Origin of the sequence: Paraburkholderia sp. ZP32-5, from assembly GCF_021390495.1 — a bacterium.
Classification (GTDB): domain Bacteria; phylum Pseudomonadota; class Gammaproteobacteria; order Burkholderiales; family Burkholderiaceae; genus Paraburkholderia.
Window position 1 is genome coordinate 1 of sequence record NZ_JAJEJP010000002.1, and the last position, 14,888, is coordinate 14,888.

Annotated in this window: 12 protein-coding genes and 3 pseudogenes; 6 read left to right on the forward strand and 9 right to left on the reverse strand. The window is 62.8% G+C overall.

Annotation, left to right across the window (positions count from 1 at the left end; genetic code table 11):
- Positions 1 to 1,350 (forward strand): replication initiation protein (locus L0U82_RS18865; protein WP_233833408.1); only part of this gene is annotated, 1,350 nt, incomplete at its 5' end.
- A gap of 113 nt (positions 1,351 to 1,463) precedes the next feature.
- Here L0U82_RS18865 and L0U82_RS18870 read toward each other — a convergent pair.
- From L0U82_RS18870 to parA, 3 genes and pseudogenes are all read right to left on the reverse strand, one after another.
- Positions 1,464 to 2,330 (reverse strand): annotated as a pseudogene (locus L0U82_RS18870) (ParB/RepB/Spo0J family partition protein); the annotation flags it as partial.
- Positions 2,331 to 2,404: 74 nt separating this feature from the next.
- Positions 2,405 to 2,519, reverse strand: a pseudogene (locus L0U82_RS39980) (ParB/RepB/Spo0J family partition protein); the annotation flags it as partial.
- 25 nt (positions 2,520 to 2,544) lie between these two features.
- Positions 2,545 to 3,207: a ParA family partition ATPase gene (gene parA, locus L0U82_RS18875; RefSeq protein ID WP_233833412.1), complete on the reverse strand. Its 663-nt coding sequence runs from the start codon at positions 3,205 to 3,207 to the stop codon at positions 2,545 to 2,547.
- A gap of 737 nt (positions 3,208 to 3,944) precedes the next feature.
- On the opposite strand from parA, the gene arsC reads away from it, so the two are divergent.
- On the forward strand, positions 3,945 to 4,304 hold the full coding sequence (gene arsC / locus L0U82_RS18880; protein ID WP_233833414.1) for an arsenate reductase (glutaredoxin): 360 nt from the start codon (positions 3,945 to 3,947) through the stop codon (positions 4,302 to 4,304).
- A 52-nt stretch (positions 4,305 to 4,356) separates the two neighbouring features.
- Here arsC and L0U82_RS18885 read toward each other — a convergent pair whose 3' ends face one another.
- Positions 4,357 to 5,340 (reverse strand): sulfonate ABC transporter substrate-binding protein, encoded by a 984-nt coding sequence (locus L0U82_RS18885; RefSeq protein ID WP_233833416.1) that lies wholly within the window; start codon positions 5,338 to 5,340, stop codon positions 4,357 to 4,359.
- A 295-nt stretch (positions 5,341 to 5,635) separates the two neighbouring features.
- Here L0U82_RS18885 and L0U82_RS18890 point away from each other — a divergent pair, with 295 nt between their 5' ends.
- The gene (locus L0U82_RS18890; protein WP_233833418.1) at positions 5,636 to 7,012 is read left to right on the forward strand and encodes a GntT/GntP/DsdX family permease; all 1,377 of its coding nucleotides are present in this window, start codon (positions 5,636 to 5,638) and stop codon (positions 7,010 to 7,012) included.
- Between the two features lie 173 nt (positions 7,013 to 7,185).
- Positions 7,186 to 7,477 (forward strand): annotated as a pseudogene (locus L0U82_RS18895) (DUF1272 domain-containing protein).
- A 442-nt stretch (positions 7,478 to 7,919) separates the two neighbouring features.
- On the opposite strand, the gene L0U82_RS18900 reads toward L0U82_RS18895, so the two are convergent.
- Together L0U82_RS18900 and L0U82_RS18905 are read right to left on the reverse strand one after the other, a co-directional pair.
- Entirely contained in the window at positions 7,920 to 8,135 is a 216-nt protein-coding gene (locus L0U82_RS18900) for a zf-HC2 domain-containing protein (RefSeq protein ID WP_233833419.1), read from the reverse strand.
- Positions 8,128 to 8,730 carry an RNA polymerase factor sigma-70 gene (locus tag L0U82_RS18905; protein ID WP_233833421.1) on the reverse strand — a complete coding sequence of 201 codons (603 nt, stop codon included), beginning with the start codon at positions 8,728 to 8,730 and terminating at the stop codon, positions 8,128 to 8,130. The genes L0U82_RS18900 and L0U82_RS18905 overlap by 8 nt, the downstream gene beginning before the upstream one ends.
- 351 nt (positions 8,731 to 9,081) lie before the next feature.
- Here L0U82_RS18905 and L0U82_RS18910 point away from each other — a divergent pair, with 351 nt between their 5' ends.
- A complete protein-coding gene (locus tag L0U82_RS18910) occupies positions 9,082 to 9,324 on the forward strand; it encodes a hypothetical protein (protein WP_233833423.1) in 243 nt (80 codons plus the stop codon).
- A 185-nt stretch (positions 9,325 to 9,509) separates the two neighbouring features.
- Here the strand turns inward: L0U82_RS18910 and L0U82_RS18915 are convergent, their stop codons facing one another.
- On the reverse strand, positions 9,510 to 9,725 hold the full coding sequence (locus tag L0U82_RS18915; RefSeq protein WP_233833426.1) for a hypothetical protein: 216 nt from the start codon (positions 9,723 to 9,725) through the stop codon (positions 9,510 to 9,512).
- A 300-nt stretch (positions 9,726 to 10,025) separates the two neighbouring features.
- Here L0U82_RS18915 and L0U82_RS18920 point away from each other — a divergent pair, with 300 nt between their 5' ends.
- Complete coding sequence (locus L0U82_RS18920) at positions 10,026 to 10,580, forward strand: NADPH-dependent FMN reductase (RefSeq protein WP_233833428.1); 555 nt, start codon at positions 10,026 to 10,028, stop codon at positions 10,578 to 10,580.
- 149 nt (positions 10,581 to 10,729) lie between these two features.
- Here the strand turns inward: L0U82_RS18920 and L0U82_RS18925 are convergent, their stop codons facing one another.
- Both L0U82_RS18925 and L0U82_RS18930 read right to left on the reverse strand, forming a co-directional pair.
- Entirely contained in the window at positions 10,730 to 11,932 is a 1,203-nt protein-coding gene (locus L0U82_RS18925; RefSeq protein WP_233833430.1) for a hypothetical protein, read from the reverse strand.
- Between the two features lie 235 nt (positions 11,933 to 12,167).
- Positions 12,168 to 14,462, reverse strand: coding sequence for a hybrid sensor histidine kinase/response regulator (locus L0U82_RS18930; protein WP_233833432.1), 2,295 nt, complete (start codon positions 14,460 to 14,462; stop codon positions 12,168 to 12,170).
- Between the last annotated feature and the right edge of the window lie 426 nt (positions 14,463 to 14,888).

The following is a 14,888-nucleotide window of genomic DNA, read 5'->3' on the forward strand; positions in this document are numbered from 1 at the left end:
ATGGCCACGAAGCGCGCGAAAAAGACCGATGTAGTCAGCCCGAGTTCGGCTGAATTGCGCAAGGCCGTCGAGGCAATCGCAATCCAGCCCAAGAGCGGCAAGATCACGCTGCTCACGCGCAAGCTGTTCAACGTGCTGCTCGCCGTCGCGCAGCAGGCGGACGAATCGGGCGACACGTATCGGGCGCTGCTGTCCGACATCGTGGCCAATTCGGCGTTTGATTCCAACGATACCGCGCTCGTCAAGGAGCATCTGCGCCGCATGGTGTCGGTGCAGGTCGAATGGAGCACGGGCACGTCGAGCCAGAAGCCCGGTCGCAAGTGGGGCATCTCGACGCTGATCGCCGACGCCGAAATTCTCGAAGATCCGACCACCCGTCGCGTGTGGGTCGAGTTTTCCTTTGCGCCGAAGATCAAGAAAAAGCTGCTCGATCCGGTTCAGTACGCGCGTCTGAGCCTGCAGTTCCAGAGCCAGTTGCGCAGCAGCGCGGGCCTCGCGCTTTACGAGATCTGCGTACGCTATCTGACCAACCCGAGTCATCTGACGATGCGCGAGACGTGGGAATGGTGGCGCCCGATTCTGTCGGGTACGCCGGACACCGAAGCGGGTGACGAAGCGAAGCGCGAGTACAAGTATTTCAAGCGCGACTATCTGCGCCCGGCCATTGCCGAGGTCAACGCCGTCACGAACATCTTCGTCGAGCTGATCGAACATCGGGAAGGCCGGCGTGTGGCGGAAATTCAGTTTCGCGTGACCGAGCGCAAGCAGCCGATGCTCGCGCTCGACGAACATCCGAACGTATTCGACAGCACGCTCGTCGACCGGATGGTGAAGATCGGCATCCCGCTGAAAGAGGCGCAGACGCTGTACGCGGACAGTGAGGAAAACCGCATCCGCGCCGCGTTGCAGATGACCGAGCAACGCATGCGCAGCACGTCGCTGCCCCCGGTGCGCAGCGCGCCGGCGCTGTTCAAGGATGCGTTGAAGAAGGGTTATGCGCCGCCGGTCGAGGCGCTGCCGCTCACCGGTGGCACCGGCAAAGCCGCCGTTGCGCCGGCCGACGATCTGAAGGCGCGTCTGCTCGGCGAATACTCGGCGTACCGCCGCAAGCAGGCGTACGAGTTGTACAACGAGCAAGGTGAGTCGGAACGGGATATCGCGCGGCAGTCGTTCGAGGAAGAGGAACTGCCGGGGCTGGGCACGCACATGCGCGACGACTGGCGTCGTCGTGGACTGGACTCGAAGATCGTCGAAACGGCGTTTTTCGATTGGCTCGCGCGCAGAACCTGGGGCGAGCCGACCGATGGCGATCTGCTCGCCTTTACGCTGAGCCAGTCACGCGCGGCCTGATGGCGGCACGTTTGATGGCCGGTCTGGTTGTCTGTCCGGCCGCCTGATTTTGCGGTGATGAGTCTGCCGGTTGCGTTGAGGGCGGCGACGAACACATGCCGCCCGGACCACTTTTACTTCAGCATCTTTTCAATCTGCCGGAGGATGTCATCGCGCTTTTCGCGCGACAGGCCTTTCAGGCGCAGCTCGAGGCGATCGTCTCCGTATGACTTTAGATCGCCGACAGAGACTCCCTCAAGCTTGATTTCCAGACGCTGCGCGTAGCGCTGCCGGCCGGCGGGCTTCGCGTTTTCCTGCGTGGTCGCCCGGCCTTTGACGATATCGGCGACCTGCCGCGTGCTCAGATCGTCGGAGAGGATCCGGTTGATCAGCCGCAGCGTGGCGTCCGCGCCTCGGGCCGTGTGATAGCGGCCCACCTGATACGCCATGTTCGAGCCGAAGCGGTCGGTGCGGGCGACCATTTCCTGCATGACGGCTTCCGGCAACTTGGCGATGGACAGAGCGACTGCGATGGTCGATTCGTCGAGTCCCAGATGCTCGGCAAGCTCCTTCTGGCTCTGGAAGTGCCGCTCGTCGAGAAAGCGTTTCCAGACGACTGCATTGTCGAACACAGTCTGCGAGTCGCGCTGGACGTTGAGGTCGTAGCCGAGCTTGTAGCTCTCGATGCCGATCGGCAGGTCGATGACGATCGCCTTCACCGACTCTTTGTTCGCTTCCTTCAGCGCACGCACGCGCCGGCCGCCGTCGCTGACGAAATAGGTACCGGGATTATCGTAATCGGGGATCACGTGGATCGCCTGCTGCTGCCCCTGCTTCGCCAGATTAACGGCGAGCTCGGCAATCGACGATTTCAGATAAAAGTGCCGCGGATTGAACGGGCTCGGCTTGATGGTTTTGAGCGCGAGTTCGATCACCTGGCCCGGTCGGTAGCCGTGTTCGAGTCTCCACGCGCGGTAGGCGGCTGACTCGTCGGTCGTGTCGACGGCGTCGACTTCCTGGAGCCGCGGCGGCACGATGGCCGGAATCGCGCGTCCCGGAGACACGGTGTTCGCGGGTTCGTTTCTGACCAGGCCGTCGATCGCGTTCAGGCGATCAAGAGCGGTGCGCTTTTCGCTGCTGGTGGTGTCGGGGCGTGCTTGAAAGCCTTTGGCGAATTGGGACGGTTTCATTCAGGGTCCTTTATGCGCATAAATTTCACGGGAGCAAGGCGGCGATCTCATTCGCGCACGCCCGTACTTCGATAGCGGCGAGTTTGGCGCCGCGGTCGTTCATCTGAAGGACCGTTTGCCCGAGCGCCATCGCCTGCTTGTAGGCTTCGCGCGTCGGGATCTGGGTCTTGAGCAGAGGGAAACCGAGTTCCTCCAGCGCACGCTTCAGCTCGCGCGTCAGCATCCGTTTCTCTTCGGTCTTGTTGAGCAGGAAGACGGCACGCAGGTCTTCGTTCATCACCTGGGCTTGCTGAACCAGTTTGACGAGACCGATGCTCGACCAGTAGTCGGCAGGCGAAGACGAGGTGGGGATTACCGCGACGCTTGCGGCAAGCAGCACAACGCCGGAGACTTTTTCGGTAATGGAGGGCGGACAGTCGACGACGATGATGTCGTAGTCAGCCACGAATTTCTTGATCTCGCGATGGATCTGGCTGCCGGCTTCGGAGAGGTTGACGACCGCGAATGGGATGCCTACGTCACCGTCAGAGGAGGCACTGGCCCAATGGATCAGTGTGTTTTGGCCGTCCGCGTCGACAACGAGAACGCGTTTGCCTTTTTCGTGAAAGGCAGCACCGAGATGCATCGCGATTGTGCTTTTTCCGACCCCGCCTTTCTGCTGCGTTACCGCGATGATTTCCGCTGCCAAATTTCACCCCCTCTTTTTAGACGCAAATGGATTTTACCTGGATGAATTCCTATTTCAAATGATTTGTATAAATGAGATAGAAATTAGCCGTTCGGCAGAGGTTTATGCGCATAAAGAGGACATCGAGGGGGCATCGGATGGGGTGGCGATGCACGTGCGCCTGTGCAGTGCTGGTGTTCTTTTGAGGCACCGTCGGATGAAGTGAATCGAAGTGGGTCGATGCGCGGGTGCCCCATCGCGCGACAGATGGCAGCATACGATGCGACCGGATTTGCCTTATTGAATCGCGCTGCTGCGTGTGAGAACGACACATCAAGTCAGGGACTAGGGAGAGCAGGCTTTATGCGCATAAAGCCTCGGCGCGATAAGGCAGGAGAGGCGGTATCGCTTGAGGACTCAGGACCACGCCGTCTGCTGCGTCGACCGAGAGACGTACCACCGTCTCTTCGATTTCAGCCCTCGTCTTACCCGCAGCGCTCGGCCTCAGACGCAAGCCGAACGTACGGATTTTGATAGGACAGAGGCACGCTTTCACTGCTCGCTAGCCCTCCCTCCCAGCTGCGAACCAATGCTGGCTCACGCGCTGGTTTATGCGCATAAACCGCGCGCCCCGCGGACTCTCCGCGCCGGACACGAACGCACCGCCCAGCCGTGCCAAACGAGGCTCCCACTCTCCAGCTAAAATCCTCAAACGCTCCTCGCGCACCAACCCTCTACAGCACAAAGCTCAATAGCCCATGATCACCATCTACCACAACACCCGCTGCTCGAAGTCGCGCGCTGCCTGCGAACTCATCACAAGCACGTACAACAGCGCAAACGAGGCAACGGAAGTCATCGAATACCTGAAGCAGCCGCTTACCGTCGCCCAGCTCAAGGAACTCAACGCCCAACTCGGTTGCCCGGTCCGCGAGATGATCCGCGACACCGAAGCCGAATACAAAGAACTCAACCTCGCCGATCCATCGTTGACCGACGCGCAGCTCTATGAGGCATTGGCGAAGCATCCGATCTTGCTGCAACGCCCGATCGTCGTCAGGAACGGACGAGCCGTTATCGGCCGCCCGCCTGAAAACGTTGCGGCGCTCTTCGACTGAACGAGCGCGTGACCAAATGAAGTGTCGCGTGGCGCAAGTCCACGCGATGACGTTAGGCCTTGCCCGGCAACGCCGCGTCTCTGGTGACGATTCTGGTTGGGATCAGGCGCAGTTCGGTGAACGCATCCGCGATGCGCTGCTGTTCGGCGAGTACATTCGCGTCGACGGGTTTGTAGATGTGCGCGTAATGGCGCAAACCCGATTCGATGACGTTCGCGTCGAGCCCCTGAATCGGCGCGAGTTGTGCGGCCGCCTCACTGTAATGGCCGCGCACCCACTCCCCTTCCTTGCTGACTTCATCCATCACGATCGCGAGCACTTCGCCGTTCTGTTGCGCGAACGGCCTTGCGCTCAGAAAAAACTGATGGTGACTTACGATACCTTCGGCATCCGCGAGCAGACGGGCATTCGTCTGCCGCTTGGCGGCTTCGAGGAACGGATCCCAGATTGCCCACGCATCGATTGCGCCGCGTTCGAACGCGGCGCGCGCATCGGCGGGCGGTAGGTAGACGGGCTGAATCTCGCTGAATTTCACGCCGTTCTTTGCCAATGCAGCGACCAGAAACCAGTGCACATCCGATCCCCGGTTCAGCGCGATTTTCTTTCCCTTCAGGTCGGCCAATGTTTTGATCGGCGCATCCGGATGGACGAGGATGCCCTCGGCATGCGGCGTTGGAATCTCGTAGGCGGTGTAGACGAAGTTTGCGCCCGCGGCCTGCGCAAACACCGGCGGCGCTTCGCCGACATAGCCGAAATCGATCGCGCCGACATTCAGCCCTTCGAGCAATTGTGGTCCGGCCGGAAACTCGGTCCACTTGACGCCGATGCCAAGCGGCGCGAGTCGTTTTTCGAGTGTGCCGTGTGCTTTGAGCAGCACGAGGGTACTCGCCGCTTTCTGATAGCCGATGCGAATTTCCTTCGCGTGAGTGTCGGCGGCAAAAGCGGCGGTGGAAACGATGGGCAACGCGGCGGCGGCCAGCGAAGCTCCCGCGCCGGCAAGAAACGCGCGACGCGTGAGCAGCGGATGACGGGACATAAGGATGCTCGCAAAAAGAAAAATAACGGGCACGAAACGGCCCGATTGGCTCCGACGATAATTCGTCTGTCGTCCTGGACGAACCGATAAATTCGGATAAGCAAATCACACACGCGCTGCGAAGCATTGGCCGCCGCCGACCAGCGTGAACTTAAGCCCGCCTCGCAGCGACGCGCCGGCACCCGCCGCTACAATCGGTCAACCGCGAGCCAAGCCCGAGCCAAGGGCGCGAAAGTCACCTGCTCAGCGCGTCAGGCAAAACCGTATCAATCGCTAAAAGGGAAAAAGAAATATCGTGCCTTTAACAACTGCACTCACCCCGTGGGCTACCCACGACACTCAGCTCATCCTGGCGTGCGCGCTCGGGCTCGCAGTGATCATCGTCTTCATCAGTGTGCTGAAGCTCGCGCCGTTTCTGTCGATTCTGATCGGCACATTCGCAGCGGGGTTTGCGGCCGGTCTGCCGCTCGACGCGGTCGCTAGCGCCTTCAGCAAAGGCGCGGGTGCGTTGCTCGGCGACGTCGGCATCATCATTGCGCTGGGGGCGATGCTCGGCGCGCTGATGGCCGAATCGGGCGCGGCCGACCGGCTCGTGTCGACGATCCTCGCGCACTCGACGCCGCGCACCTTGCCCTGGATGATGGCCGTCGTCGCATTGCTGATCGGCTTGCCGTTGTTCTTCGAAGTCGGCCTCGTGATGATGGTGCCGATCATCTTCGTGATGGCGCGCCGCTCGCAGCAGCCGATCCTGCGCATCGCGATTCCCGCGCTCGCCGGCATGACGACGCTGCACGCGTTGCTGCCGCCGCATCCGGGTCCGCTGATCGCGGTGAGCGCGCTACATGCCGACCTCGGTTTGACGCTCGGCCTCGGCTTGATCGTCGCGATTCCGGCGGTGATTCTCGCGGGCCCGCTGTATGGAATCTGGCTGTCCAAACGGATGCAGGTGGCCGAGCCCGAGGAAATGGGCAAGCTGTTCACCGCGCAGCAAAACGGCGCTGAGCCGCCGGGTTTCGCGATTTCGCTGATCACGATCCTGCTGCCCGTCGTGCTGATGCTCGGACGTACAGTCGCGAAATTGCTGCTACATCCGGAGACCTTCGCGTTCGACGCGCTGAATTTTCTCGGTGAGCCGCTGATCGCGCTCGGCCTCACCGTACTGTTCGCAATCGTGGCGCTCGGCTGGTCGCGCGGGATGGCGCGCGAGCGCGTCGGCGGCATCTTGCGCAAGAGCCTGCCGCCGATCGCCGCGCTATTGCTGACGATCGGCGCGGGCGGTGGCCTGAAGCAGGCGCTCGTTGTCGCGGGCATCAGCACGACGATCGGCAAGATTGCGATCGGCGCGCATATGCCGCTGATTCTGCTTGCCTGGCTGATCGCGGTCGCGCTGCGCCAGGCCACCGGTTCGGCGACCGTCGCCACCACGACGACAGCCGGCATCGTGGCGCCGGTCGTCGCGGGTCTGAGCACCACGCACAATTCGCTGATGGCGCTTGCGATCGGCGCGGGCTCGGTGTTTTTCTGCCATGTGAACGACGCGGGTTTCTGGATGGTCCGCGAATATTTCGGGCTCCAATTGAAGCAGACGGTGCTGGTCTGGTCGGTGTTACAGACTATCGTCTCCGTCGTTGGGCTCGCGTTGACGCTCGTTTTGTGGACCGCGCTGACCTGACACACGGCAGCGCGCGTGACTTTATGCGATAGCGTCAGCGTCAGTATCTGCGCAGACCGTTGACGCATGCCCGTGCTGCTCGCTTTTCGCGGCGAGCGGCGCCGCTTAAACTGGCTGGCGAGCGATGCACATCCCACTTGTTGCACCGCCGACAAACCGGAGGAGCCACCGCCATGCTCGAGTTGAGACCGTCATGTGAAGGGCTGCGGCAAGTTATTGCCGCCGAACGCGTCTGACGCGATGATCTGCACGTACGAATGCACGTTCTGCGAAGTTTGTGCGCTGACGAAACTGCGCAACGTGTGCCCGAATTGCGGTGGCAATTTCGCGCCTCGGCCGATCCGCACGCGCGCGCAACTCGACAAACATCCTGCGCGCACGCAAGCGCAGCCGGTCTTTGTCGATGAAGCATCACACGCGCGATTCTTCGAGCGTTACCGGGATACGCCGCCGGGCGAACGCTGATGATCGTCGCAGCGTGCGGCTCGGGCCGCACCGGGCCACGCCACGCCGCGTCAATTCCGCGCAAGGATCGCATCCGCGGTTCTTTGAGCGTTACCGGAATGCGCCACCGGGCGGGCGTCGACCGCCGCGGTATGCGGCTCGAGCCGCATCGGACAACGGGGCAACGCTACGCCACGTCGATTCCGCGCAAGCACCGCCCGCGCGATTCTTTGAGCGTTACCAGGATACACCGCCAAGCGAACGCTGATGACCGTCGCGGCGTGTGGCTCGAGCCGTATCCGGTAACGCCACGCGACGCCACGTCAATTCCGCGTAGCTCCACAAACCGCTGCATGTCTATACGCCCCTGCAGCGAGCCATGGCCGGGTCGCATAGACCCCGCCCACCAGCTCGCCCCAACCCCACGCATCCAATCCGAAAACAAAAACAAAAAACAAAACCCTCAATCTTCCCGCCCACCCTCACCATCCACCCCATCAGCACCAGCAATACCACTCGTCACATGCGCAGCCATCCTCAGTAACCGGATCTGCTTGCGATAGTTGCGGCAGCCGCTACAAGTCGGCAGATGCAGCCTGATCGCGACCCACTCGCCGGTCGTCAGCGAGCGGTCGAGCGCATCGGACAAGAGGCGCGTGATGTTCGTACACTTACCCATTCGCATCCTCGCTAGAGAGGCCCTTTTCGCTCAGGCAGGTGCGCAGCCGCAGACGCGCCCGATAGATCAGCACGCTGCAATGATTCGCGTTGATCTGCAATTCCGCGCAGATGGCTGCGATTTCCAGATCGAGGAACTCGCGCATCATGAACACGCGCCCGATATGTTCGGGCAGATGTTCGAGGCACATCTCGAAGAGGCTCCAGAACTGCTGCTGCTGTAATGCGGTTTCGGGCGTTGGCCATGGCCGCGGTTTGGTCTCGCGCGACCAGTGGCCGTTGTCCTTGAAGAGCTCGCGATCGAGCAGCGCTTCGTCATCGAGTTCGGATTCGAGCGCCGACAGATTGACCGTGCGCTGCCGCGCGCGCAGCGTGTCCACGAGCTTGTGGCGCAGGATGCCGAACACCCACGTCTTGTGCTCCGATTGCGCGGCGAACCGGTCGGCCTGGGTCCAGGCGGCCGTCAGCGCTTCCTGCACGGCGTCTTCGGCGGCCGCGGCATCGCGTAGCTGCAAACGGGCGAAGCGCACGAGGTCGCGCCGCAACTGCGCGAGATAGGCGGGATCGTTGAGCGCCGGGCCGCCTAGCTGCGCCATGGCGAGCTCCGCCGAAGCGTCGGCTGCCGTCGATGGCGCCGCGCGTGTTCCTCTGAAACGTCGTAATTCATGAGCGAATGATCGTCCTCGCGCTGTCTGCGGATGGGTGCGCCATTCTCCCTCACGTCCGTACGTCGGCGAAGCGATATTCATCCTGTTCCTTCGCAAAGCGATGATCCGATGAACTTGGTCGCGCCAGCACCGCTACCTATGACAGCGGAAATAGATTATTTCGAAAAATGAAATCAAAGAAATCCGCGACCGAGCGAATGACCTCGGCTGAAGGCGCATAAACGCTCATCGTAATGTCACATATCGCGTGCAGACCGGAAATCGGCATTATTGCAATCGATGAAAAAATATCTTCTCGTCTTCGGTATTTCTGCGCGCTGGTCGGCTCGCTATTCTTCACGCCATCGATCGCTTCCGATCGCGAACCGCACGCTAACGAGGACCCGCACCATGAAACGCATTTTTTCCGCCCTGATCGCTTCCGTTGCACTGTTTGCCGCCGCTTCCGGCGCGGCTCACGCCGAAGCTCCGTCGACCTGCAACGGCCCGGCTTCGTACTGCAACGTGTTCTTTGGCAACTGATCGGCACGGCAAGTTACTGAAGCCAAGCCAAAGCGGAAGCCAAAGCCGAAGCAACACGCGAGGCAAAAAAAGAGGGCGCCAAACGGCGCCCTCTTTGCATTCAACACAACACAAACCACGGCAACAGCAGGCCGTGCCGCTTGCACGGCCTGCCATCTGCGCCACCTATCTTCGAAACCGCGCGACTAGCGGCTCGGCGTTTTCCCGCCGCCATCGAGTCCGGCGCCCGTACGCCACACCTGCTTGCCTTTCTCGGACAACTCGCCGCAACTATGCGTGCTGTCGGCCTCGACGCCGTCGACGGCCATTTCGCCGCCAGCCGGCTCCTGCGCGCGCTGCTTGAGTTTCTTGCGCGCGGCGACGGCTTCGTCGTGAGATTTCCCTGCGTAATCCTGACTCATGACTCGATCCTCCAGAACATGGTGATGTCGATTTGCCTCAAATCCTGCCGACCCGATGGCGTGCTTGATTGACAAGGCAAAAGTCCCACTTATCCACAAGGTTATTCAGCGAAACTGTGGATAAGTTTTTGGCCTGCGGGGTTATCCACCGCCGAATTCGCGTGTCCTGTCCGCATCCGCCAGTGGCTGGCGGGATACCCCGATTTCGCCGTCGACCTTCACACCACTCTCGTAGCTTTTGCCTATGATGGACAGTCCTTACACTTTGCGCGTCGAGCGCCCTATCCGAGGAAGCGAACCATGGCCTATCACATTGCAGTCGTCGTCGGCAGCCTGCGCCGCGAGTCGTTCAATCGCCATCTGGCCCAAGCGGTGATTTCTCTTGCTCCAGCTGACTTCACGTTCGAATTCATCGATATCGGTTCCTTGCCGCTCTACTCGCAGGACTACGATGCCGACTATCCGGAAGCCGGCAAAAAGCTGAAGGAGCGCCTCGCAGCCGCGAACGGCCTGCTGTTCGTGACCCCCGAATACAACCGCTCGATTCCCGGCGTGCTGAAGAACGCGCTGGATTGGGGTTCGCGTCCGTGGGGCACGAACTCGTGGGGCAACAAGCCGGGCGCGGTCATCGGTACGTCGGTCGGCGCGACCGGCTCGGCGCTTGCGCAGCAGCATCTGCGCAACGTGCTCGCCTATCTCGACGTCGCGACGATGGGGCAGCCGGAAGTCTTCATCAAGCACGACCTCGCCGTCATCAACGACAAGGGCGAGATCCTCAACGACGGCACGCGCAAATTCCTGCAGACGTTCGTCGACCGCTACGTCGCGTGGGTCAAGCGTCATCACACTGCCTGACGCATTTGTCGGCTCGCCTGTCCCGCCGTGGATGGATGACGCGAGCCTCTAGCAATTCCCGTGTCGGCCACGCGCGCGGCCGACCGCGGCTGACATCTCCCGCCTGATGAACCAGCGGCCGCCGGCCGCTGGCGCCACATCCACCGCGGCTAAACGTGATGACGCCCCGTCACCCGTTCCCAGCCGTGACGTACCGCGAGCTTGAAGCGCTCCCACGTGCTGTCCGGCGACGTGGTTTCCCAATGGCGCCGCGCTTCGGCCTCGATGTCCTCCCATGGACGGTCACGGAAACGCGTGTCCTTGCCGATTTCCGCGCCGTAGCGATAGGCCGGCACATAGTCCTCGTAGCGCGCATTCTCGGCGGCGTACTGCTCGTCGTAGTGCGCGCGAAAATCCTCTTCGTATTCCAGATACTCGTTCGGCATGTCGCCGCCCGCGCCGGTGCCCGGCTGTCCGCCTTCCGGCACGATTTGCGACGGCGACGGCGACATCACCGCGCCCGAGCCCGGCACCGAGCCAGCGGCGAGCGCGCCACGAGCCGCATCGCCGGTGAGCGGATCCACGACGGGTTCGCTGATCGGATCGGTCATCGGCTGTTCGCCGAACGGCGGCGGCGCAAATGGCTTGGCGTCGGAGCCGGTCGGCGGCACGACGTATAGCGGATCGGATGGCTGGGCGGCAGTGGGCCGCGTCGTTCCGGTAGCCGACGTTGCACCAGTCGCTCCAGCGATTCCTGTTGACTCGAATTCGCTGCTCGCGACGTCGGCTGGACGCACCCCGCCGATGGTTGTCGCGTTCGCCCGCGCCGCGCTCGCGCTCGTGGTCTCCGGCATCCCTGCCGTACCCGTGGTTCCCGCCATCCCCGGCGCAGCAACACCCGCCCCCGTCGTCGCACTCGATGACCGAGGCGTACCCGGCATCACCGCGCCGACGCCCAGTTCGTCGAGCACCGAATGCTCGCGTGCGCTCGCGGCCGCGCCTTGCGCGTCCCAATCCGGCAACTGGTTGCCGATATCGGTCGCGCCGAGCCGCACCAGCGTGTTGCGCGCGAGTTCCGCATGCGATTCGCTCGCGGCATGCACGCACACAAGTACCGCGCCGCGGCGCATCGCTTCGGCGTAACGCGCGGTGTCCGAGCTGCGCGGGCCCGTCGAAAACAGGCTCGACAGAAAGCGCTCGATATTCGCGAGCATGCCCGCGTTGGCGACTTCGCCGGTGGCCGAGCCGACCGACGGTTCGGGGTTCGCCTGCACGTCGATCTTGTCGCGTGCGAAACCGGTTTGCACGAGCGTGTCGCGCGCGCTTTCGGCTTGCATATAGGTATCGAATAAGCCAATCACCGTATGTTGCATGGTCGTCTCCCGGCAGGTTCTGGCGGACCGGGCAGCGCCGATGGCGCCGCCCACCTTGCTGTGATTTATCCCGCAACGATCATGCCGGAATCCGACCGTGCGCCGCCGCGCCCTCTCGCAGCGCGCGTCGCAGCGGCTCTCCATGCAAAAAAGCGCGGCTGTGCGCCGCGCTTTTACAAGTTCTGGTAAATGACGCCATACCCGGCCGCTCGCTGCGCGCCGCGCGTCGCGAGCGTTACGTATCCGCCGGATGCGCCGCCTGATCGGAATCCGTCGGTTCGAGATTGCGCTGGATCGTTTCGAGCAGCTTTTCGAGCAGCCCGATATCGAACGGCTTCGAAAGCACGCGCACGTTCACGTGCCGCGCACGGTCGAGTTCCTCCGCGTAGCCGGTGACGAGAATCACCGCCAGCGGGGTGTCGAACGCGAGTACCGCTTCGGCCAGGTCGATGCCGTTCAGCTTGCCGGGCATGTGAATGTCGGACAGCACCAGATCGAACGGCAACGGCTCGCCGGTCGTCGCGCACTTGGCGCGCGCGTCTTCGAGCATACGCAGCGCGAGGTCCGCGTTGAACGCGCAGGTGACGTGATGGCCCATCATCTGCAGCAGCGCTTCTGTGCCGGCGGCCACCTCCTGATTGTCCTCGACGAGCAGCACGCGCAGCCCCGGCGGCGCGGCACATTCCTGCGCGTCGGCTTCGGCCGGTGCGGCGCTCTGCGGCTCCGCCGACGCGCGCGGCAGATACAGACGCACCGATGTACCCGCGCCGATCGCGCTGTCGATCGCCGCGAGCCCGCCCGAGCTTTCGCAGAACGCAAATACCTGCGGCAGGCCGAGGCCGGTGCCCGCGCCCTTCGGCTTGGTCGTAAAAAGCGGTTCGAAGGCGCGCGCGAGCACGTCGGGCGCCATGCCGGTACCGGTGTCTTCGAGCGACACCTGCACGAAGTCGCCGGTGATCGGGAAGCCGTCCTCGTGCCGGAACACGACGTTGCTCGCCCGCACGGTGAAGCGCCCGCCGCTGGCCATCGCGTCGCGCGCGTTGACCGCGACGTTGATCAGCGCGAGTTCGAGTTCCGCGACGTCGACGCGCACCGGCCATGTGTCGATGCCGCTGTCGATCACCAGCGACACCTTCGCGCCGAGCGATGCGCGCAGCAACTCGCGGCACGTCGGCAGCCAGTGTTCGAGCGACAGCGTCTCGGTACGCAGCGGCTGCTTGCGCGCGACGCCCAGCAGTTGCCGCGTGAGCGACTGGCCGCTCTTCAGCGCGCGCTCCATCGCCGACAGTTCGCGGTCGAGCCCGTTCACGCCGCGCCGCCGCAAGATCTGCACGTTGGCCGACACGATCATCAGCAGGTTGTTGAAGTCGTGCGCGACGCTGCCGACCAGCGTGCCGAGCGCTTCCATCTTGCGCGACTGGCGATACGCGGATTCGATCGAGCGGCGCATCGACGCTTCGGCCTGCCAGCGCCGCCATGCTTCCTCTTCGGCGCCCAGCCGCCGCAGCGACAGCCAGATCACGCACCACAGCGCGATCGACGGCGTGAACATCGACAGGATCAGCACGGTCAGGTGCCGGTACCACGCGCTCCAGATCGCCGAGGTGCGATAGGCGCACAACACGTATACCGGGTACGAACCGACGTGCCGGAACGCGACGATCAGATTGCCGCCGATGTGCGACGCGTGCACCCGCAAGACGCCGGACGATTGCCCGCTCGCGACTGCGCGCGCGAACGGCGAATCGGGCGCCATCGCGACCGGTTCGCGCGAATTCGACGGGTAGCGCGCGAGCACCGCGCCGTCCTTGCGCGCGAGGCTCATGATGACCGGCGTCCTGTCGCTGTCGCCGAGCAGTTCGCGATAGAACGCGTCGAAGTATCTCGGCCGCAGCGCGATCGACACGACGCCGGCGAACGAGCCGTCGGGGTTCTTGCGTTCGAGGCCCATGTTGAACACCTGCTCTCCCGCCACGGCCCCGCTCATCACTTGCGATACCGCCTCCAGATCGCTGCGGTCGCGGATGCCGACGAAGTCGCTTCGCTGCCCGATCGACAGCACCGGCACCGGATAGAAGCGGCTGCTCGCGAGCAGCGCGCCGTCGTGCCCGAAGATCGACATCGCGGCCACCTGCGGATAGCCGCCGCCCATCGTGCGCAGCCTGTCGTGGATCGTGAATTCGCGCGCGCGGATGCCGTCGTCGTCGAGGCCTTCCGTCAGATCGACGATGCGCGAGTTCAGCGCCACGTTCATGTCGAACACCTTCAGCGCATGTTCTTCCGCGACGCGTACCGTGCGCAGCGTCAGCTCGGTCGCGTCGGCTTCGCGCGCGCGCAGGTCGCCGAGCGCCATCGCCGCGACGTAGATGAACGGCAGCACGACGGCAACGGCCAGCAGCGCGATCAGCGTCATACGCCGCACGTGGAAATTCTGTTCCGGCACCGTGGGGAACGATGCATCGTCGTGCTCGCGGGCGGCACGGCGGGACAGGCGGTTCGCGCGCGTCGACTCGACGCGGTCAGAGCTCATTTCGTTAATGCCTAAAGTCGTCTGGAACGGACGGCCCCGTGACGGGCCGGTATCGGCACCTCGCCGCCTCCAAAAGAAGGATAGACGGCGGGTGAGGAAAAATTGACGCAAAGCGCGGAGTCTTATGTTCGCCGTGTAACGGTTCGCTAAAAGCGGCGTTAAATCAGCGATGAATCGGGAACCGCAAACGTACACAAAAGTATGAACAATAAAGAATTCGCGCAGAAACTACTGAATTATTTTGCAAATCTGGCCTATGAGGAAAAATCTCTTTAATCAAACCTATTCTGGCGGGTTGCCACGGGCATAGGTTTGCTTCGACAATCCTCGGCACGATAAAAAGGCCGTCGCCACGTCGTCTGTGCTCCGGATCGTCATGGTCCGCCGAACGCGTCCTGCCGCACACGCTCTCCTCTCGCCGGGCAA